A 20,097-nucleotide genomic window follows, 5' to 3' on the forward strand; every position below is an offset into this window, starting at 1 on the left:
ACCCTTACCGTCACGAGACAGCAAGCGTTCATATCCACGCCCAAGGTTCATGTACAAGAACCCTCTTCTGTCCGAACAGCCTGTCCGAACAGCCGACGGGAAGGCAACCCCACGATGCGCACCCGCTTCCTCATCGCCGCACTCTCCGCCACCGCCGCCACGGCGGTCCTCACGGCGGCCGCGTACGCGAATCCGGCGTCCTCGGCCGCCCGCCCGGCAGCCACCATCGAGGTCTCCACGGCCGCCCAGCTCAAGGCGGCGCTCGGCTCGGCGGGTCCGGGCGACACCATCCGCCTCGCGGACGGCACGTACACCGGCAACTTCAAGACCTCCGTGGCCGCGAACTCCGGCTCCCGGATCACCCTGACCGGCTCCTCCAAGGCCGTGCTCACGGCCGGCGGCGGCTACGGTCTGCACCTCAACGGCGCCTCGTACTGGACCGTCAAGGGCATCACCGTGACCGGCGGCCAGAAGGGCATCATGATCGACTCCGCGCGGGGGGTCGTGGTGGACGGCGTGACGGTCCACGGTCTCGACATGGAGGGTGTGCACTTCCGCAAGTCGAGCCCCGACGGCGTGATCAAGAACTCGCGGATCCACGACACGGGCAACGACGGCCGGGGCATGGGCGAGGGCGTGTACGTGGGCAGCGCCAACACGCTCTCCGACAGGAGCGACAACGTACAGATCCTGAACAACGTCATCGGTCCGGACGTCGGCGGCGAGGCCGTCGACCTCAAGGAGGGCACGAAGGGCGGCCGGGTCGCCGGCAACACCTTCGACGGCAAGGGCCTGACCGGCAACAACTACGACGACTCCTGGATCGACGTGAAGGGCAACAACTACGTCATCGAGAACAACACCGGCAAGAACACCACGAACAACGGCTTCGAGACCCACACACAGGAGCCAGGCTGGGGCTGCGGCACCGTGTTCCGTGGCAACAAGTCGGACCTGACGGGCGCCTCCGGCGACAGGCAACTGGCGATCAACGTGACGAACAACAGCGACAGTTGCCGGACGACGGTGTACGCGAGCAACACGGTCACGGGCGGCAAGGGGCTCACGAACGTCCCGGTGACGCCGTAGGGGCGGGGGCCCGCACAAAACCGGTCCCCGCCCCCCCTCTGCCGGTGAGGCCTACACGCGCGATCCCCACCACTCATACGCTCCGCCGCTGCTGGTGCCGTAGACCGCTCCGTTCGGACGGGCCACCAGGCAGGTGCTGTAGTTGGTCAGTGCGGGGCAGAGCGTGTGGCCCGCGTCGTCGTAGTGGAAGCGCATGCCCTTGCGCCACTCACATCGGCTGGCCCAGACGGCGTTGTTCTCCATGGATTCGTTGTCAGTGGCCAGACAGAGACCTGTGGCCTTGTTCTGGAGCTGCTCATGCGGGTAGTAGTCGGGATCATCGCCACGCCAGTCCCACTTCTGGAAGTTGCTGCCGTTGCACTTCGTCAAAAAGACCCGTGACGTGGCTCCGTCGATCTTCCCACCGGTGAGGCACCGCTCGAAGGTGCTGTCCCCGAAGGTCCAGTAGGTGGGGTCCGGAGCGGCCTGCGCGGAGACGGTCTGGAGGGCGCCGATTCCGGCGGCGAGAGCGACGGCCGCGATTCCCTTGCCCAAACGGTTCTTGATCCATGTCGTGTGCATGCGCGAACCGTAGCTGGCGCGCCGCACCGCTCATCGGGGGCGAATGGGTGGAGAACCCGAGGAAAGGGTCGCCGATCGGCGAAGGAGCGGTGGAGATTCACTTTCCCTTGCCGGGGCCAGTGACAGGAAGCCCGCCCTCGTTCAGCGGTGCTTCACCCGCCCGCCCGGCACCATGGCGCCGCCCTGCGGGAGAAAGCAGTGTGGGCCCGCACCATCCGGTGCGGGCCCACACTGTTCAGCTACTGCTACCGCCTAGAGGCGAGATTCCGCGCAGGCCGCCGGCCAGCGTCTCGCGCAGCGCGGCGAGCGCCTCGTCCGACGCCAGGGCGCCGGAGTTGTCGTCCGACTCCGAGGAGTACGAACCGCCGCCGCCACCGCCGGTGCCGGCGGCCGGAGCCGCGCCACCGGGAGCGGCCGCACCCTCGGCCTCGGCCTGGGCGTCCGCCTCGCGGGACTTGATGACCTGGGCCTGGTGCTGCTCGAAGCGCTGCTGCGCCTCGGCGTACTGGCCCTCCCAAGCCTCGCGCTGGGTCTCGAAGCCCTCGAGCCAGTCGTTGGTCTCGGGGTCGAAGCCCTCGGGGTAGATGTAGTTGCCCTGGTCGTCGTAGGACGCGGCCATGCCGTACAGGGTCGGGTCGAACTCGACGGCCGACGGGTCGGCGCCGAAGGACTCGTTGGCCTGCTTCAGCGACAGCGAGATCCGGCGACGCTCGAGGTCGATGTCGATGACCTTGACGAAGATCTCGTCGTTGACCTGGACGACCTGCTCCGGGATCTCCACGTGGCGCTCGGCCAGCTCGGAGATGTGGACCAGGCCCTCGATGCCCTCGTCGACGCGCACGAACGCACCGAACGGAACGAGCTTGGTGACCTTACCGGGAACGACCTGCCCGATCTGGTGCGTGCGGGCGAACTGCTGCCACGGGTCTTCCTGGGTCGCCTTGAGCGACAGGGAGACGCGCTCGCGGTCCATGTCCACGTCGAGGACCTCGACGGTGACTTCCTGGCCGACCTCGACAACCTCGGAGGGGTGGTCGATGTGCTTCCAGGAGAGCTCGGAGACGTGGACGAGACCGTCGACGCCGCCGAGGTCCACGAACGCACCGAAGTTGACGATCGAGGAAACGACGCCGGAGCGGACCTGGCCCTTCTGCAGGGTCGTGAGGAAGGTCTGGCGGACCTCGCTCTGGGTCTGCTCGAGCCAGGCGCGGCGGGACAGGACCACGTTGTTGCGGTTCTTGTCCAGCTCGATGATCTTGGCCTCGAGCTCCTTGCCCACGTAGGGCTGAAGGTCGCGGACGCGGCGCATCTCGACCAGGGAGGCCGGCAGGAAGCCACGGAGGCCGATGTCGAGGATGAGACCACCCTTGACGACCTCGATGACGGTACCGGTGACGATCCCGTCCTCTTCCTTGATCTTCTCGATGGTGCCCCAGGCACGCTCGTACTGGGCGCGCTTCTTCGAGAGGATCAGGCGGCCTTCCTTGTCCTCCTTCTGGAGAACAAGGGCCTCGATCTCGTCACCGACGGCGACGACCTCGTTCGGGTCGACGTCGTGCTTGATGGAGAGCTCGCGGCTGGGGATGACGCCTTCGGTCTTGTAACCGATGTCGAGCAGGACCTCGTCCCGGTCGACCTTCACGATGACGCCGTCGACGATGTCGCCGTCGTTGAAGTACTTGATCGTCTCGTCGATCGCGGCGAGGAAGGCTTCCTCGTTACCGATGTCGTTGACCGCAACCTGCGGGGTGGTGGCGGTGGTCTCGGTGCTGCTCGTCATGTGGGAAAGGGCTCCGGTACGGACATTGAAGTCGTAGGTACTGCTTACGCCGGAGCCCGTTTCGCTCTGCAGAAGCCGGACAGCTTAGGAGACGCCGACTTCTGGTTCCCGAAGGAAACGGAAAGCGCCTCGACAACCGAGGGGACATACAACAGACGCGAGCGCAACCTGCTATGTCTGAGGAACGCAGGCCCGCAGCGCAACTTGTAGCATACGGGGGCTGCCGTACAGGGTCAATGCGCGAAGGCGCACACCCGGGGCGGATCCCCGCATACCCGGCACAAAACCTGTTGCCAGAGGCCACACGGGGCGCAGCACGCCCTGCCGCGCCGCTTCCGGAGGGCCCCTCACGGCACGCACCACCGCGGCGGCACGGAACGGCACAGTACGACGATGGAGCGGATCATCCAAGAGCACGAGGCACCCGAACTTCACCAGTCTCCCGGCTCCGGGCCGCACGGTTCAACCGGCTCGGGCCCGCACGAGTCCCCCGGCTCCGAACCCGAGGCCACCCGGCGCGACGCGGACGTCACCGAGAGCAGCCGCGCCAGCCGCGGCTGGTGGGACAGGAACGCCGACGACTACCAGATCGAGCACGGCACGTTCCTCGGGGACGACCGGTTCGTGTGGGGCCCGGAGGGGCTCGACGAGGTCGAGGCGGAGCTGCTCGGCCCGCCGGAGGATCTTGCGGGCAAGGACGTCCTGGAGATCGGTGCCGGCGCGGCCCAGTGCTCGCGCTGGCTGGCCGCGCAGGGCGCGCGCCCGGTCGCCCTCGACCTGTCCCACCGCCAGCTCCAGCACGCGCTGCGCATCGACGCCGAGCGGTCCGGCGGGGACCGCCTGCGCATCGACGCCGAGCGGCCCGGCGAGGACCGCCCCGCGGCGGAGGGAGCCGGGGCGAGGGCGGCCGGGGTGCCGCTGGTGCAGGCCGACGCGGGCGCGCTGCCGTTCGCGGACGGCTCCTTCGACCTGGCCTGCTCCGCGTACGGGGCGCTGCCGTTCGTCGCCGACCCGGTGCGGGTCCTGCGGGACGTGCGCAGGGTGCTGCGCCCCGGCGGCCGTTTCGTGTTCTCCGTGTCCCACCCGATGCGCTGGGCGTTCCCGGACGAGCCGGGGCCCGAGGGGCTCTCGGTGGCGGCCTCGTACTTCGACCGCACCCCGTACGTCGAGCAGGACGAGCAGGGGCGCGCGGTGTACGTCGAGCACCACCGGACGCTCGGGGACCGGGTGCGGGACGTCGTCGCGGGCGGGTTCCGGCTCGTGGACCTGGTGGAGCCGGAGTGGCCCGCGTGGAACACCCAGGAGTGGGGCGGGTGGTCGCCGCTGCGCGGGAACCTCATCCCTGGGACGGCCATCTTCGTGTGCGAACGGGACTGACCTGGACCGGTCTGGACCCACCTGGATCGGTCTGGACCCACCTGGACCGGCTTGGACGCACCTGGACCGGCATGGATCGACCTGGACTGACCTAGACGGCCTGGACCCACCTGGGCTGACCTGGATCGATCTGGACCGGCCTGACGTGGCCCGGACTGACCTGGACCGGCCGGGGCCGAGGCGCGTTCCGGGTCCGCCCGGCGGCGTACGAGACTGAGTGCGTGATCCGTGACGCCGCTCTGAACCTGCCCGTGCGCGAGGCGCTGCCCGCGCTGCGCGCCGCCCTGGAGGGGCCGGGCGCCGCCGTCCTGTGCGCGCCGCCAGGTACCGGCAAGACCACCCTCGTACCGCTCGCGCTCGCCGGTCTCGCCGAGGGCGGCGGGACCGGCGGGGGCGGCCCGGTGCGCCGGGTCGTGGTCGCCGAGCCCCGGCGTATCGCCGCGCGGGCCGCCGCACGGCGGATGGCGTGGCTGCTCGGCGAGAAGGTCGGGCAGCGCGTCGGCTACACCGTGCGCGGCGAACGCGTGGTGGGTCCCCACGCGCGCGTGGAGGTCGTCACGACCGGCGTGCTGCTGCAGCGCTTGCAGCGGGACCCGGAGCTCGCCGGTGTCGACGCCGTCGTGATCGACGAGTGCCACGAGCGGCATCTGGACGCGGACACGGTCGCCGCCTTCCTGGTCGACGTGCGTGCGGCGCTGCGCCCGGAGCTGCGGCTGATCGCGGCGTCGGCGACCACGGACGCGCAGGGGTGGGCGGAGGTGCTCGGCGGTGTCCCCGTGGTGACGGCTGCGGGGACCGCGCACCCCGTGGAGGTGGTGTGGGCGCCGCCCGCACGCCCGGTGCGGCCGCCGCGCGGTACGCACGTCGATCCGGCGCTGCTCTCCCATGTCGCCGCCGTGGTGCGGCGGGCCCTGCGGGAACGCACGGGGGACGTGCTGTGCTTCCTGCCCGGGGTGGGTGAGATCGGCAGGGTGGCGGCGCAGCTGGGGTCCGGCGAGAAGCTGGAGGGCACCGACGGGGCCGGTGGTGTCGAGGTGCTCCAGGTGCACGGGCGGGCGCCCGCGGCGGCGCAGGACGCGGTGCTCGCGGGCGGTGCGCGGCGCCGGGTCGTCCTCGCCACGTCCGTGGCCGAGTCGTCCCTGACGGTGCCGGGAGTGCGGGTCGTCGTGGACTCGGGTCTCGCGCGGGAGCCGCGGGTGGACCACGCGCGGGGGCTCTCCTCCCTGGTGACCGTGCGGGCCTCGCAGGCGGCCGGGCGGCAGCGGGCCGGGCGTGCGGGGCGGGAGGCTCCCGGAGCGGTGTACCGGTGCTGGGCGGAGGCGGAGGACGTCCGGCTGCCGCGGTTCCCCTCGCCGGAGATCGAAGTGGCGGACCTGACCGCGTTCGCGCTCCAGGCCGCGTGCTGGGGGGATCCCGGGGCGGCCGGGCTTGCCCTCCTCGACGCGCCGCCCGCGGGGGCGATGGCCGCTGCGCGGGAGGTCCTCGTGGCGATCGGGGCGGTGGACGCGGGGACGGGCCGGGTCACCGGCCGTGGGGTGCGGCTGTCTCGGGCCGGGGTGCATCCGCGGCTCGCCCGTGCGCTGCTCGACGCGGCGCCGCGGGTCGGCTCCCGGCGGGCCGCCGAGGTGGTCGCCCTGCTCAGCGAGGAGCCTCCCCGTGCGTACGGGGACGACCTCGCCGGGGCGTTGCGGGCCGCGCGGGGCGGGGGCGACGCGTACGCGGCACGCTGGCGCCGCGAGGTCTCCCGCCTCAAGGCGTCCGCCACTTCCTCCTCGCCCGCGCCCTCGCCCGACTCCCCCAGGCCCGACTCCCCCTCGTCTGCCTCCCCCTCTTCCGACTCCGCGCCCGACTCCCCCAGGCCCGACTCCGCGCCCGCGCCTTCGGCGCGGGATGTCTCCCATCCGCCCACCCGTGAACCCGCACCGGAGGCATCGAGCGCCGAAGCCGGGGACGACGCCGTCGTCGGGAGTGTTGTCGCCCTGGGGTTCCCCGAGCGGGTCGCCCGGCGGCAGGAGGACGGGACGTATCTGATGGTCGGGGGGACGCGGGCCGAGGTGGCCGGGGGCTCCGGGCTCGCGGGGGCGCCCTGGATCGCGGTCGCGGTCGCCGACCGGCCCGCCGGTGCGGGGCACGCCCGGGTACGGCTCGCAGCCGGGGTCGACGAGGACACGGCCCGCGACGCCGCCGCCCCGCTGCACACGGAGCGGGACGAGGTGGCCTGGGCGGACGGTGAGCTGGTCGCGCGGCACGTGGAGCGGCTCGGCGCGGTGGAGCTCGCGGTGCGCCCGCTCAGGAACCCCGACCCCGGCCTCGTACGGGACGGGCTCCTGGAGGGCCTGCGGCGTACCGGGCTCGGCCTGCTGCGCTGGGACCGGGACGGCGACGCGCTGCGCGACCGGCTGCGGTTCCTGCACCGCCGGCTCGGCGAGCCCTGGCCCGACGTGTCCGACGAGGCGCTCGTCGACCGCGCCGACGCCTGGCTCGAACCCGAGCTCGGCCGTGCCCGGCGCCGTGCCGACCTGGCCCGCCTCGACGCGGGCCGGGCCCTCGCGCGGCTGCTGCCCTGGGCCACCGGTGAGGCGGCGCGCCTCGACGAGCTGGCCCCGGAGCGCGTCGGGGTGCCGAGCGGGTCCCGGATCCGGGTGGACTACACGAACCCCGAACAGCCGGTCCTCGCCGTCAAGTTGCAGGAGATGTTCGGGCTCGACGAGACCCCGCGGGTGGCGGGCGTGCCGCTGCTGGTGCATCTGCTGTCGCCCGCGGGCCGCCCGGCCGCGGTCACCGCCGACCTCGCCTCGTTCTGGCGCGGCGGCTACCGCTCCGTGCGCGCGGAACTGCGCGGCCGGTACCCGAAGCACCCGTGGCCCGAGGACCCCGCGACGGCGGCGCCGACCCGGCACACCAAGGCCCGGCAGGAGCGTTCCGAGCGGCCCTCCTGAGCACAGCAGGGCGTCGGGGCCGCGGGCCCGTGGCGACGGCGCGGCTCAGGCGTTCGCCGGCTGCGGCTCCGGATCCCGGTCCGTGGCGGGCGCCGGATCGCCGGGGCGGCGGCTGCGGGCCTCCAGCCACAGGGCGAGGGCCAGCAGCAGCGCGGCGAGGACGAGCAGGCCCCACGGCAGGTACGAGGTCATGAGCAGGACCAGGACGCGCTGGGACTTCACCAGGTCGACGGTGTCCTCGATGTAGTCCTCGCGCATCTTCACGTGCCCGGAGAACGCGGTGACCTTGTCCCGGTCGCCGAGGAGGGTGCCGCCCCGCAGTTCCTCCCGGTGGATCTCCTCCCCGTACACGGGTGCCCCGGTGACGGGTTCGACCCAGAACTTGCGGACCGTGGTGTACCAGCGCGTCGTACCGGTTCCGGCGATGGACTGCGGGGTGATGCCCTTGACGGGGAGCGTCTTGGGCAGGGGGACCTCGGTCCAGGGGATGGTCTGCTCGAAGTAGTAGACGTCTAGGCCGCGGAACCTCTGTGTGCCCTTGTAGTGGATGGGTTCGGTGACGCGGGCCTGCGCGTCGAAGTACGCGTAGTCCCGCTTCTCCGTCAGGAAGGGCCACTTGAACTCGATGCCCTCCCGCTCGACGGGGTCGCCGTCGACCGATTCGCCCCTCGCGTGGACGGGTTCCTGGCTGTGGGCGTCGAAGATGTACCGCTCGGGGATCCGGGAGACCAGCTTCCCGTCGGGGCCCTGGACGTAGGAGAGACCGTCCCAGACTACGACGTCCCGCGAGGAGTCCCCGTCGTTCTTCTCGATCTTCTCGGACGCCTCGACGTTGCCCTTGAGGGTCTGCACGATGGTGATCTTCGGGACCTTCTCGGCCCTCATCGTGCCGTAGTCGATGAGCGTCGCGGGCGCCGCCTCCAGGACCATCGTCTGGTACCGGTCCGCCGGGACCTTCACCAGGCGGGGGAAGGCGTACCAGCGCAGCAGCGGGGACAGGGCCGCGCAGAAGACGGCGAAGGCGAGCAGGACCAGGCAGGCCTTGCGGCGCATCTCGGCCCTCCCTACGGGTGCTCGGGGACGGTGGTGAGCAGCGGCTCGGGCGAGGTCTCGCCGGTCGGTGCGCCGATGGCGGTGACCGTCAGGACCAGGGCGAGGGCGGCGGCGAGGCCGATGGCGGCGGCGATGAGGGCACGCATGCGGGCCTCCCGGGAACTGACGCTTCGTCAGGGCGGGGGCACCGTAGCAACGGGCGGGCCAGATGAGAACACCCGGGCGCCACAGGGAACCGCCTCCGGCCCCGAAGGGCGGAGGCGGTCCGGATGCCGGGCGGTCGCGGGCGGCGCTGCGAGGCGCTGGGGCCTGGCGTCACGTGGCAGCAGGGAGTTTGACGACAGGCCCTAGGCGGCCGGTGCGGCCACCTTCAGTTCGACGGTGAGCGTGGCGCCGCCGTTGGTGACGACGCGCAGGAGGTACGTCCCCGCGGTGTCGTCGGCGTACAGCTTCGGCAGCAGCAGCTTGCCCTCGGCGTCGGTCGTCAGGCCCTTGAGGGCGCGCACCGGCTTGCCGTCCGCGTCCTTGAAGTAGGGGCCCTTGTCGTTGGCGGTGCCGTTCCCCGCGGACTTGATCAGCGTGGCGGTCGCGGCGACGCCCGCGGCGCGCTCTCCCTTGTACGTCGCCTTGAAGCCGAGGGGCTCGGCGAACTCCTGGCCGGGCGCGCAGATCAGCGGCTTGTCGTCGAGGCGCTTGAGGGTGTCGGCGGTGCGCGCGGTGACGGTCGCGGGCACCTCGACGGCGCTCAGGGAACGCTCCACGACGCGGGCGCGGACGGTGAACTCGCCGGTCCGCTCGCCCGCCCGGAGCTCGGGCGCGGTCGCCGTGCCGGTGGCGGTCGTGGTGACGGTGACGCTGCGGGCGCCGCCCTCGAACCGGGTGTCGGTGTCGCCGGAGACGGTGAACCGCACCTTGACCTTGGCGACGCCGAGGCCGGAGCCGGTCTCGGCCTTGACTGCGACGCGCTCATCGAAGGCGTCGCCCGCGGTCGCGGTGAGCTCGTCGGCGCCCGCGTTCTGCAAGCGGGCGACCTGCTCGGACGGCTTGGACGGCCGCGGCGGCTTGGGATTGCCGGTGCTGCCGTCGCCGGGCTTGGGTGGCTTGTGGGTCCCGGTGCTGGGCTCCGGGGTGCCGGGACGGTGCGCCTGGTCGGGCTTGCCGCCGGGCTTCTCGCCGGGCTGCTTGCTGGGCTTGTGGGGCGAGGGCGAGGGCAGCGGCTTCGGCCCGGGAGCGGGTGTCGTGGGCGGGCTGCTCGGCCTGGGCGCGGGCCTCGTCGGCTGTACCGGCCGCGTGGTGTCGCTGCGGTCGTCGGGCAGCACACCGGTGCCGTCGGGAACCTCGTGGGTGCCCTTGCGGTAGTACTCCAGCCACGACAGGACCGTGTTCAGGTACTCCGTGGAGCGGTTGTAGCTGAGGATCGCGGCGTGCAGGTCGTCGTCGACGGCGAGGTCGCGGTCGTTCGCGCACAGGTAGTGGGCGGCGGCGAGCGCGGCGTCGTAGATGTTGTTGGGGTCCTTCTTGCCGTCGGCGTTGCCGTCCTTGCCGGCGAAGGCCCACGTCGACGGGATGAACTGCATGGGGCCGACGGCGCGGTCGTGCGTGGTGTCGCCGTCGTAGGCGCCGTTGTCGGAGTCCTTGATCATCGCGAAGCCGTTGCCGTCGAGGACCGGGCCGAGGATCGGTGTGATCGTCGTGCCGTCGGCGTCGACGCGGCCGCCGCGGGCCTGGCCGGACTCGACCTTGCCGATGGCGGCGAGCAGCTGCCAGGGGAGGTTGCAGCCGGGCTTGTCGGTGCGCACGGCCGTCTCGGCCTTCTTGTACGCGTCGAGGACGGTGGCGGGCAGGCCCGCTTCCCGCTCGCCCGTGCCGACGCCGCCTTCGCCGGGCTTGCCGGTGGGCGGTGCGGGGCTCTTCAGGGGCGGGAGGTCGGTGTAGTACGGCGAGTTGCCGGTCGCGGAGTCGCCGTCGGGCGCCGGCGAGGAGCCCGCCGCGCCTGCCCGGTCGTCCCGCGCGTCGTCGCTCGTAGCGCCCGGGGCCTGCGAGGCGGCCAGTGCCGCCACCGCCGCGGCGGCGACAGCGGTGGTCACCGCGGTCCTGCGCATCCGCCTGCCGAATACCGCCGCCATGTCCGTATGTCCCTCCCCTTGACTGCCCCTGCCCGTCCCGATCCCGCGCGCCCGCGGGCCCTCCTGAGACGACTCAGGCGACACTACGACAACTTCTCGAGCCGAGACACCTGTTCGTGCCCGATTTTCCCGGTTGACGCGTCACAGCACCGTTCCGGTTCCGCACGTTCCGGCCACGGCCACTCCGCATTCACGCCCGAGGGGCGGCAGCAGACAGCCCGTCCGGCGTTTGAGGACGAGCGCGCAGCGCGACAACCCCCTCCCACGACCCGCAGACACAGACGAAAGCACAGGCACAGACGAAAGCACAGGCACAGGCACAAGCGAAGGCCCAGGCAAGCAGGCTAGTGAGCAGCCGACTCCCAGTCGGCCCCCACCCCCACCGACACATCCAACGGCGCCCGCAGCGAAACAGCCCCGGCCATCTCCCGGCGGACGAGACCCTCGACCGCCCCTTGCTCACCGGGAGCGATCTCCAGGACGATTTCGTCGTGGACCTGGAGCAGCATCCGCGAGGTGAGCTCCGCCTCCGTCAGCGCCCGGTCCACGTTCAGCATGGCGACCTTGACGATGTCCGCGGCCGTCCCCTGGATGGGCGCGTTGAGCGCCATGCGCTCGGCCATCTCGCGCCGCTGCCGGTTGTCGCTGTTGAGGTCGGGCAGATAGCGGCGGCGGCCGAGCATCGTCTCCGTGTACCCCGTGGCGCGGGCCTCGTCGACGACGCGGCGCAGATAGTCGCGCACGCCGCCGAAGCGCTCGAAGTAGGTGTCCATCAGGGCGCGGGCCTCGCCTGCCTCGATACCGAGCTGCCCGGACAGACCGAACGCCGACAGGCCGTACGCCAAGCCGTACGACATGGCCTTGATCTTGCGGCGCATCTCGGCGTCGACGGCGGAGCGCTCCACGCCGAAGACCTGCGAGGCGACCGTGGTGTGCAGGTCCTCGCCGGAGGTGAACGCCTCGATGAGGCCCTCGTCCTCCGACAGGTGCGCCATGACACGCAGTTCGATCTGGCTGTAGTCGGCGGTCATCAGGGACTCGAAGCCCTCGCCCACGACGAAGCCGCGGCGGATCGCCCGGCCCTCGTCGGTGCGCACCGGGATGTTCTGCAGGTTGGGGTCCGTCGAGGAGAGACGGCCGGTGGCGGCCACGGTCTGGTTGTACGTCGTGTGGATGCGGCCGTCCGCGGCGATCGACTTGACCAGGCCCTCGACGGTGACGCGCAGCTTCGCCTGCTCGCGGTGGCGGAGCATGATGACGGGCAGTTCGTTGTCCGTCTGGGCGGCGAGCCAGGCGAGGGCGTCGGCGTCCGTCGTGTACCCGGTCTTCGTCTTCTTCGTCTTGGGCAGGCCCAGCTCGCCGAAGAGGACTTCCTGGAGCTGCTTGGGCGAGCCCAGGTTGAACTCGTGGCCCGCCGCGGCGTGCGCCTCCTTCACCGCCTGCTGCACGGCGCCCGCGAACTGCTGCTCCATGGACTCCAGGTGGGCGCGGTCGGCCGCGACGCCGTACCGCTCCAGGCGGGCCAGGAGGGTGGAGGTGGGCAGCTCGACGTCCGTGAGGAGGCCGGCGGCGTTCACCTCCGTCAGGCGGTCGCCGAAGGCGGTCCCCAGGTCGAGGATGGTGCGGGCGCGCACCATCAGCTCGTCGGCCGCGGCCCCCACCGCGTCCTCGTCGTCCTCGTCGGCCTCCCCGAACGCCAGCTGCCCGCTGTCCGTGGCGGCCGCGGGGACCAGCTCCCGGCCCAGATACTCCAGGGACAGCGCGTCCAGGTCGAAGGAGCGGCGGCCCGGCTTGACCAGATAGGCCGCCAGGGAGGTGTCCATGGTGATGCCGGCGACGCTCCAGCCGTGCTCGGCGAAGACGCGCATCACGCCCTTGGCGTTGTTCAGGACCTTGGGCTTGTCGGGGTCGGCGAGCCAGGCCGCGAAGGCGTTCTCGTCGGCCTGGTCGATCGTGGTCGGGTCGAACCAGGCGGCCGCTCCCCCGGCCGCGGCGAGGGCGACCTCGGTGACCGAGCCGGTGCCGAGCTGCCAGGAGTCGACTGTGGCAAGGCCGAGGACCGCGTTGCCGTGCTCGGCGAGCCAGCCGGTGAGCTCGCCGGCGCCGAGGACCGAGCCGTCCAGGTCGATGCCCTCGGCGGGCGGGGCCTCCTCGGCCTGCTCCGCGCCCGGGTCCACGGCGAGCAGCCGCTCCCGCAGCGAGGGGTTGCGGATCTCCAGGGTGTCGAGGACCATCGCGACGCCCTTGCGGTCGTACGCGGCGCGCTCCAGGTCGGCGACCGACTTGGGCAGCTCCACGTCCCGCACCAGCTCGGTCAGGCGGCGGTTGAGCCGCACCGACTCCAGATGGTCCCGGAAGTTCTGCCCGGCCTTGCCCTTGACCTCGTCGGCGCGCTCGACCAGCTCCGCGAACGAACCGAACTGCGTGATCCACTTCGCGGCGGTCTTCTCGCCGACGCCGGGGATGCCGGGCAGGTTGTCCGACGGGTCGCCGCGCAGCGCCGCGAAGTCCGGATACTGGGCCGGGGTGAGGCCGTACTTCTCCTCGACCTTCGCCGGGGTGAAGCGCGTCAGCTCCGAGACGCCCTTCGTGGGATAGAGCACCGTGACGTGGTCGGTGATGAGCTGGAAGGAGTCCCGGTCGCCCGTGACGATCAGGACCTCGAAGCCGGCCGCCTCGGCCTGCGTGGCGAGGGTGGCGATGACGTCGTCGGCCTCGAAGCCGTCGACCGCGAACCGCACCGCGCTCATCGCGTCGAGCAGCTCGCCGATCAGCTCGACCTGGCCCTTGAACTCGTCGGGGGTCTTGGAGCGATTCGCCTTGTACTCCTGATACGTCTCGGAGCGCCAGGTCTTGCGCGAGACGTCGAAGGCCACCGCGAAGTGCGTGGGCGCCTCGTCGCGCAGCGTGTTCGCCAGCATCGACGCGAAGCCGTAGATCGCGTTCGTCGGCTGTCCTGTCGCCGTCGTGAAGTTCTCCGCGGGCAGCGCGAAGAACGCCCGGTACGCCAGGGAGTGCCCGTCCATCAGGAGCAGGCGGGGACGCTCACCGCCACCGGCCGGGGTCGCCTTCTTCGCCGCCCTCGCGGCGGGCGCGGACTTCTTCTTCGCTGCTGTTTCTGCCACGCCCCCGATCCTGCCACGCCCCACTGACAGTCCGGTCATCCGCGGCCCGGGGCGCCGCCCTGTCGGCCCTGCGTGGGAGGATCGAAGGACGTATCTCGCGCATGCGCTCGAAGAGGAGCAGGCCATGGCAAGCAAGCCGCCCAAGGGCGATCCGGTCCAGGACGCGCCCCAGGTCACCGAGGCGCAGCACGCCGCGGCCGGGCTGCCGGCCATCGGTCACACCCTGCGGATCGCCCAGCGCCAGATGGGCGTGCGGCGCACGGCGCTCACGCTCCTGCGCGTCAATCAGAAGGACGGGTTCGACTGCCCCGGCTGCGCCTGGCCCGAGCCGGAGCACCGGCACACGGCGGAGTTCTGCGAGAACGGCGCGAAGGCCGTCGCCGAGGAGGCGACCCTGCGCCGCGTCGCCCCGGACTTCTTCGCCGCGCACCCCGTGGCCGACCTCGCCACCCGCAGCGGGTACTGGCTGGGGCAGCAGGGCCGCCTCACCCACCCCATGTATCTGGCCGAGGGAGCCGACCGCTACGAGCCGGTGTCGTGGGAGCGCGCCTTCGACATCGTCGCCGAGGAGCTTGCCGCCCTCGGCTCCCCCGACGAGGCCCTCTTCTACACCTCGGGGCGCACGAGCAACGAGGCGGCGTTCCTGTACCAGCTGTTCGCCCGCGAGCTGGGCACGAACAACCTGCCCGACTGCTCGAACATGTGCCACGAGTCGTCGGGCTCGGCGCTCACGGAGACCCTCGGCGTCGGCAAGGGCAGCGTGCTGCTGGAGGACCTCCACAAGGCCGACCTGATCATCGTGGCCGGGCAGAACCCCGGCACCAACCACCCGCGGATGCTGTCGGCCCTGGAGCAGGCCAAGCGCGGCGGCGCGCAGATCGTCACGGTGAATCCGCTGCCCGAGGCGGGCCTGGAGCGCTTCAAGAACCCGCAGACCCCCCAGGGCATGCTCAAGGGCACCGCTCTCACCGACCTGTTCCTGCAGATCCGCATCGGCGGCGACCAGGCCCTCTTCCGCCTCCTGAACAAGCTGATCCTGGAGACGGAAGGAGCCGTCGACGAGGACTTCGTCCGCGAGCACACCCACGGGTACGAGGACTTCGCCGCCGCCGCCCGCGCCGCCGACTGGGACGAGACGCTGACCGCGACCGGCCTCGACCGCGCCCGCATCGAGGAGGCGCTGCGCATGGTCCTCGCCTCCAGGCGCACGGTCGTGTGCTGGGCGATGGGCCTGACCCAGCACAAGCACGCGGTGCCCACGATCCGCGAGGTCGTCAACTTCCTGCTCCTGCGCGGCAACATCGGCAGGCCGGGCGCGGGCGTGTGCCCGGTGCGCGGCCACTCGAACGTGCAGGGCGACCGCACGATGGGCATCTTCGAGCGGCCCGCGCCCGCGTTCCTCGACGCCCTGGAGAAGGAGTTCGGGTTCGCGCCGCCGCGCCACCACGGCCTGGACGTGGTGCGCGCCATCCGGGCGCTGCGCGACGGCGAGGCGAAGGTGTTCTTCGCGATGGGCGGCAACTTCGTCGCCGCCTCCCCCGACACCGACGTCACGGAGGCCGCGATGCGGCGCGCCCGTCTGACGGTGCACGTCTCCACGAAGCTGAACCGCTCGCACGCGGTGACCGGGGCGCGCGCCCTGATCCTGCCGACCCTCGGCCGTACCGAACGCGACGTCCAGGGCAGCGGTGAGCAGTTCGTGACCGTCGAGGACTCCATGGGGATGGTGCACGCCTCGCGCGGGCGCCTGGAGCCCGCGAGCCCGCAGCTGCTGTCCGAGCCCGCCATCGTGTGCCGCCTCGCCCGCCGCGTCCTCGGCCCGGACTCGGCGACGCCCTGGGAGGAGTTCGAGAAGGACTACGCGTCGGTGCGCGACCGCATCGCGCGCGTGGTGCCCGGGTTCGAGGACTTCAACGCGTGCGTCGCCCGGCCCGGCGGGTTCGCGCTGCCGCACGCCCCGCGTGACGAGCGCCGCTTCCCGACGGCCACCGGCAAGGCGAACTTCACGGCCGCGCCGGTCACGTACCCGAGCCTGCCCGAGGGCCGCCTCCTGCTGCAGACCCTGCGCTCCCACGACCAGTACAACACCACGATCTACGGCCTGGACGACCGCTACCGGGGCATCAGGAACGGCCGCCGCGTCGTCCTGGTCAACCCCGACGACGCCCGTGCCCTCGGTCTCGCCGACGGCTCGTACACCGACCTGGTCAGCGAGTGGACGGACGGCGTCGAGCGGCGCGCGCCGGGCTTCCGCGTCGTGCACTACCCGACGGCGCCGGGCTGCGCCGCCGCGTACTACCCGGAGACCAACGTCCTGGTGCCGCTCGACGCGACGGCCGACACCAGCAACACCCCCGCCAGCAAGTCCGTGGTCGTGCGCCTGGAACAATCGACGACCGACTGAGCGTTCGCTCAGCAACCGGTGGCCGCCGCGGCGGCCACCGCGGTGGTTGTCAGGTGCCGCGTCGACGAACGGAGCCAGGACCTATGGGTGAGCAGCACACGACGAAGTTCCCGCAAGAGGTCATCGACGAGTACGCCGCGCTCGGCGTCGACCTGCCCGCCCTGTTCTCCGCGGGACATCTCGGCTCCCGCATGGGCGTGCAGATCGTCGAGGCCTCCGCCGAGCGCGTGGTCGGCACCATGCCGGTGGAGGGCAACACCCAGCCGTACGGCCTGCTGCACGGCGGCGCGTCGGCGGTACTCGCCGAGACCCTCGGCTCCGTCGGCTCGATGCTGCACGGCGGCAGCACGAAGCTCGCCGTGGGCGTCGACCTGAACTGCACGCACCACCGGGGCGTGCGCTCCGGCCTGGTCACCGGCGTGGCCACCCCCGTGCACCGGGGGCGCTCCACGGCCACGTACGAGATCGTCATCAGCGACGAGGCCGGCAAGCGGGTGTGCACCGCACGCCTGACGTGCATGCTGCGCCCTGCCGGGGCCACGGCCCCGGGCCCCGCCTCAGCCCAGGACCGGCCCCGGACCCCCGCCTCGAACGGCGCGGGACCGGCCTGATCGCGCCTTCCCGGCACAGGCGCGGGCGTCGCGCCGAGCGCACTCGGCCGCAGCCGCCGGACGGATCCCGGCACGGCCCGCCCCGCCGCCGCATCGCGGCGGCGGGGCGGGCCTTTGCCATGGTGGAGCGCGGGCGTCCGCCGGGCGTGGACGCCGCCGGAATGACCGGATAGCGGACACCGGTCGTCACCAACCGTATTCGAGGGCGTCGGTCAGGTGTCTTCATCATGTATCTCCTTACACCCGCGCGAGCACCGCGACCTTCACAGGAAAACAGGAGTGCTACACAAAAACACTCCTGACCCCGCGCATTCGCAAAAGCGCAAAACCGCCCCGGAGTGTCAGGTTCCCTTTTCCGCGCGTAACGCTCCGTAATGTGCGCGCAATCCCGCCGAGACCCGCCGGAAGCACCCGCGACCGCAAAAAGATCATTTCCGCGCGCGAGGGTGCCGCATACGCCCCGAACACCGCTGTCATGAGTCAAACCACTTAACGGTCCTGCACGTTTCCTGAGGTCAGGATCTACCGAAGCACGCAGATTCCGCCACAACCACCCCCTGCGTTCCAGCGCGGAATACTCCGTGGCATAACAAGAGCGTCACAGCCTTGGTCCGACCACTCCACCTGGATCAATTGCCCCCTTAGAGTCACGGCCAGTCACCGCGCCGCCGGGTGCGAACTGAATTGCACGGCCCTGTACCACCACCAGTACGGCCCGGCGATCTTCACGGCACCTCCGCCGAGGTGGCCGCGCCAGGGAAAGGACCCATCGTGCGAAACCGTTCCGCGCTCATACTCACCACGGTGCTGACCACCGGAGCCCTCACCCTCACCGCCTGCGGGTCGCGCGACGACAAGGACTCCGAAGACAACGGCAGCGGCGGCAACACCACGGTCACCATCGGCTTCGACGCCCCCCTGACCGGTGACCTCTCCGCACTCGGCATCGGCATGCGCAACTCCGCCGAACTCGCCGTCAAGACCGCCAACAAGGAGAACACCGTCGAGGGCGTCAAATTCAAGCTCCAGCCCCTCGACGACCAGGCCCAGCCCTCCGTCGGCGGCCAGAACGCCCAGAAGTTCATCAGCGACAAGGGCGTCCTCGGCGTCGTCGGCCCGCTGAACTCCAGCGTCTCGCAGTCGATGCAGAAGCCCTTCAACGACGCCAGCCTCACCCAGATCTCCCCGGCCAACACCGGAACCGAGCTCACCCAGGGCGACGGCTGGAAGAAGGGCGACAAGAAGCGGCAGTTCAAGACCTTCTTCAGGACCGCAACCACCGACCAGGTCCAGGGCCAGTTCGCCGCCCAGTACCTGATCCAGAAAGCCAAGGTCAAGAAGGTCTACCTGATCGACGACCAGAAGACCTACGGCGCCGGCCTCGCCGCGTCCTTCAAGGACACCTTCACCGCCCTCGGCGGCAAGATCGTCGGCCAGGACCACGTCAACCCCGAGGACCGCGACTTCAAGTCCGTCGCCTCCAAGGTCAAGGGCACCGGCGCGCAGGCCGTCTACTACGGCGGCGAATACCCCGCCGCCGCCCCCCTCAGCCAGCAGCTCAAGGAATCCGGCGCCAAGGTCCCGCTCATGGGCGGCGACGGCATGAAGAGCGAAGAGTTCCCGAAGCTCAACAAGAAGGCCGTCGGCGACCTCGGCACTTCCGTCGGCAAGCCCGTCGAGGAACTCGCCTCCGCCAAGAAGTTCATCGAGGAATACAACAAGAACTACAAGGAAAACATGGAGACCTACGGCGGCGGCACCTATGACGCCACCTGGGCCATCATCGAGGCCGTGAAGATCGCCGTCGCCGACAACGGCGGAAAGGTCCCCTCCGACGGCCGCGCCAAGGTCCTCGAAGCCATGAGCAAGGTCAAGTTCGACGGCGTCACCGGCACCGTCTCCTTCGACGAGTTCGGTGACACCACGAACACGATGATGACCGCATACGAAGTCAGCAAGGGCAACAAGTGGGAATCGAAGTTCAGCGAGGCCTACAAGCCCCGCTAGACCCCGACCCCAGCCATTGACTCCCGACCGCGCGGGAAGCGCTACCAGCGCTCCCGCGCGGTGCCATATCCGAACCATCCAACGGAGGGCCTGCGGTGAACGAACTGCCGCAACAGCTGGCCAATGGACTCATCCTCGGCGCGATGTACGGTCTCATCGCGATCGGCTACACGATGGTCTACGGAATCGTCCAGCTCATCAACTTCGCCCACGGCGAGATCTTCATGGTCGGCGGCTTCGGCGCCCTCACCGTCTCCCTGTGGCTACCCGACGGGTTCTCGCTGCTCGCCGCGATCCCACTCATGATCATCGGCGGCGTCATATGCTCCGTCGCCGTCGGCACCGCCGCCGAACGCTTCGCCTACCGACCCCTGCGCGGCGCACCACGACTCGCACCCCTCATCACCGCCATCGGCCTGTCCATCCTGCTCCAGCAGGCCGTCTGGAAGTGGTACCCCGACGCGAAGAAGGACCGCACCTTCCCCCAGTTCAGCGGCGAGCCCGTGCACATCTTCGGCGCCGACATCCAGCGCGGTGACTTCTTCCTCATCATCGCCGCCCCGCTGTGCATGCTGGCCCTCGCCTACTACGTCAACAAGACCCGCACGGGCCGCGGCATGCAAGCCACCGCACAGGACCCCGACACCGCCAAGCTCATGGGCATCAACACCGACCGCATCATCGTCATGGCCTTCGCCATCGGCGCCGCGTTCGCCGCCGTCGCAGCCGTCGGATACGGCCTCCACAACGGCCAGGTCGGCTTCAAAATGGGCTTCATCATGGGCCTCAAGGCCTTCACCGCAGCCGTGCTCGGCGGCATCGGCAACATCTACGGCGCCATGCTCGGCGGCATCGTCCTCGGCGTCGCCGAAGCCCTCGCCACCGGCTACATGGCCGACGTACCCGGCATGGAACAGTTCGGCGGCGGCGCCTGGAAGGACGTGTGGGCCTTCGCCCTCCTCATCCTCGTCCTCCTGCTGAGGCCACAAGGCCTACTCGGCGAACGCGTCGCGGATCGGGCGTGA

Annotated in this window: 13 protein-coding genes; 7 read left to right on the top strand and 6 right to left on the bottom strand. The window is 71.0% G+C overall.

Annotated features, from left to right (window positions below; translation table 11 throughout):
- Positions 1 to 114: 114 nt before the first annotated feature.
- Positions 115 to 1,089 (top strand): right-handed parallel beta-helix repeat-containing protein, encoded by a 975-nt coding sequence (locus tag GPA10_RS20105; protein ID WP_157166674.1) that lies wholly within the window; start codon positions 115 to 117, stop codon positions 1,087 to 1,089.
- A 51-nt stretch (positions 1,090 to 1,140) separates the two neighbouring features.
- Here GPA10_RS20105 and GPA10_RS20110 read toward each other — a convergent pair whose 3' ends face one another.
- Positions 1,141 to 1,650 carry an RICIN domain-containing protein gene (locus GPA10_RS20110; protein ID WP_157166675.1) on the bottom strand — a complete coding sequence of 170 codons (510 nt, stop codon included), beginning with the start codon at positions 1,648 to 1,650 and terminating at the stop codon, positions 1,141 to 1,143.
- Between the two features lie 235 nt (positions 1,651 to 1,885).
- The gene (rpsA, locus tag GPA10_RS20115; RefSeq protein ID WP_157166676.1) at positions 1,886 to 3,430 is read right to left on the bottom strand and encodes a 30S ribosomal protein S1; all 1,545 of its coding nucleotides are present in this window, start codon (positions 3,428 to 3,430) and stop codon (positions 1,886 to 1,888) included.
- Between the two features lie 393 nt (positions 3,431 to 3,823).
- Between rpsA and GPA10_RS20120 the strand changes: the two genes are divergently transcribed.
- Together GPA10_RS20120 and GPA10_RS20125 are read left to right on the top strand one after the other, a co-directional pair.
- On the top strand, positions 3,824 to 4,807 hold the full coding sequence (locus GPA10_RS20120; protein ID WP_157166677.1) for a class I SAM-dependent methyltransferase: 984 nt from the start codon (positions 3,824 to 3,826) through the stop codon (positions 4,805 to 4,807).
- Positions 4,808 to 5,028: 221 nt separating this feature from the next.
- Positions 5,029 to 7,746: an ATP-dependent RNA helicase gene (locus GPA10_RS20125; RefSeq protein ID WP_343041128.1), complete on the top strand. Its 2,718-nt coding sequence runs from the start codon at positions 5,029 to 5,031 to the stop codon at positions 7,744 to 7,746.
- A 45-nt stretch (positions 7,747 to 7,791) separates the two neighbouring features.
- Here the strand turns inward: GPA10_RS20125 and pgfA are convergent, their stop codons facing one another.
- From pgfA to polA, 4 genes are all read right to left on the bottom strand, one after another.
- Complete coding sequence (pgfA, locus tag GPA10_RS20130) at positions 7,792 to 8,799, bottom strand: cell envelope lipid trafficking protein PgfA (RefSeq protein ID WP_157166678.1); 1,008 nt, start codon at positions 8,797 to 8,799, stop codon at positions 7,792 to 7,794.
- An 11-nt stretch (positions 8,800 to 8,810) separates the two neighbouring features.
- Positions 8,811 to 8,945 carry an SPW_0924 family protein gene (locus GPA10_RS20135; protein WP_107450662.1) on the bottom strand — a complete coding sequence of 45 codons (135 nt, stop codon included), beginning with the start codon at positions 8,943 to 8,945 and terminating at the stop codon, positions 8,811 to 8,813.
- 201 nt (positions 8,946 to 9,146) lie between these two features.
- Entirely contained in the window at positions 9,147 to 10,925 is a 1,779-nt protein-coding gene (locus GPA10_RS20140) for a lytic transglycosylase domain-containing protein (RefSeq protein WP_157166679.1), read from the bottom strand.
- A 344-nt stretch (positions 10,926 to 11,269) separates the two neighbouring features.
- Positions 11,270 to 13,951 (bottom strand): DNA polymerase I, encoded by a 2,682-nt coding sequence (polA, locus tag GPA10_RS20145; RefSeq protein WP_246259487.1) that lies wholly within the window; start codon positions 13,949 to 13,951, stop codon positions 11,270 to 11,272.
- Positions 13,952 to 14,174: 223 nt separating this feature from the next.
- Here polA and GPA10_RS20150 point away from each other — a divergent pair, with 223 nt between their 5' ends.
- The 4 genes from GPA10_RS20150 to GPA10_RS20165 all read left to right on the top strand — a co-directional run bounded on the left by GPA10_RS20150 (position 14,175) and on the right by GPA10_RS20165 (position 20,097).
- The gene (locus GPA10_RS20150; protein ID WP_157166680.1) at positions 14,175 to 16,454 is read left to right on the top strand and encodes an FdhF/YdeP family oxidoreductase; all 2,280 of its coding nucleotides are present in this window, start codon (positions 14,175 to 14,177) and stop codon (positions 16,452 to 16,454) included.
- An 83-nt stretch (positions 16,455 to 16,537) separates the two neighbouring features.
- Positions 16,538 to 17,065: a PaaI family thioesterase gene (locus GPA10_RS20155; protein ID WP_157166681.1), complete on the top strand. Its 528-nt coding sequence runs from the start codon at positions 16,538 to 16,540 to the stop codon at positions 17,063 to 17,065.
- 771 nt (positions 17,066 to 17,836) lie between these two features.
- Entirely contained in the window at positions 17,837 to 19,072 is a 1,236-nt protein-coding gene (locus GPA10_RS20160) for a branched-chain amino acid ABC transporter substrate-binding protein (RefSeq protein ID WP_058851648.1), read from the top strand.
- A gap of 95 nt (positions 19,073 to 19,167) precedes the next feature.
- Entirely contained in the window at positions 19,168 to 20,097 is a 930-nt protein-coding gene (locus GPA10_RS20165; protein WP_058851649.1) for a branched-chain amino acid ABC transporter permease, read from the top strand.

The organism is Streptomyces typhae (genome assembly GCF_009755605.1).
GTDB classification, from domain to species: Bacteria; Actinomycetota; Actinomycetes; order Streptomycetales; family Streptomycetaceae; genus Streptomyces; species Streptomyces typhae.

Bases quoted from the DNA above. Each gene is read 5' to 3' on its own strand.
- GPA10_RS20155 (WP_157166681.1), top strand. From the start codon at position 16,538: ATGGGTGAGCAGCACACGACGAAGTTCCCGCAAGAGGTCATCGACGAG.
- rpsA (WP_157166676.1), bottom strand. From the start codon at position 3,430: ATGACGAGCAGCACCGAGACCACCGCCACCACCCCGCAGGTTGCGGTC.
- GPA10_RS20105 (WP_157166674.1), top strand. From the start codon at position 115: ATGCGCACCCGCTTCCTCATCGCCGCACTCTCCGCCACCGCCGCCACG.
- GPA10_RS20135 (WP_107450662.1), bottom strand. From the start codon at position 8,945: ATGCGTGCCCTCATCGCCGCCGCCATCGGCCTCGCCGCCGCCCTCGCC.
- GPA10_RS20150 (WP_157166680.1), top strand. From the start codon at position 14,175: ATGGCAAGCAAGCCGCCCAAGGGCGATCCGGTCCAGGACGCGCCCCAG.
- GPA10_RS20120 (WP_157166677.1), top strand. From the start codon at position 3,824: ATGGAGCGGATCATCCAAGAGCACGAGGCACCCGAACTTCACCAGTCT.
- GPA10_RS20140 (WP_157166679.1), bottom strand. From the start codon at position 10,925: ATGGCGGCGGTATTCGGCAGGCGGATGCGCAGGACCGCGGTGACCACC.
- pgfA (WP_157166678.1), bottom strand. From the start codon at position 8,799: ATGCGCCGCAAGGCCTGCCTGGTCCTGCTCGCCTTCGCCGTCTTCTGC.
- polA (WP_246259487.1), bottom strand. From the start codon at position 13,951: ATGGACGGGCACTCCCTGGCGTACCGGGCGTTCTTCGCGCTGCCCGCG.
- GPA10_RS20110 (WP_157166675.1), bottom strand. From the start codon at position 1,650: ATGCACACGACATGGATCAAGAACCGTTTGGGCAAGGGAATCGCGGCC.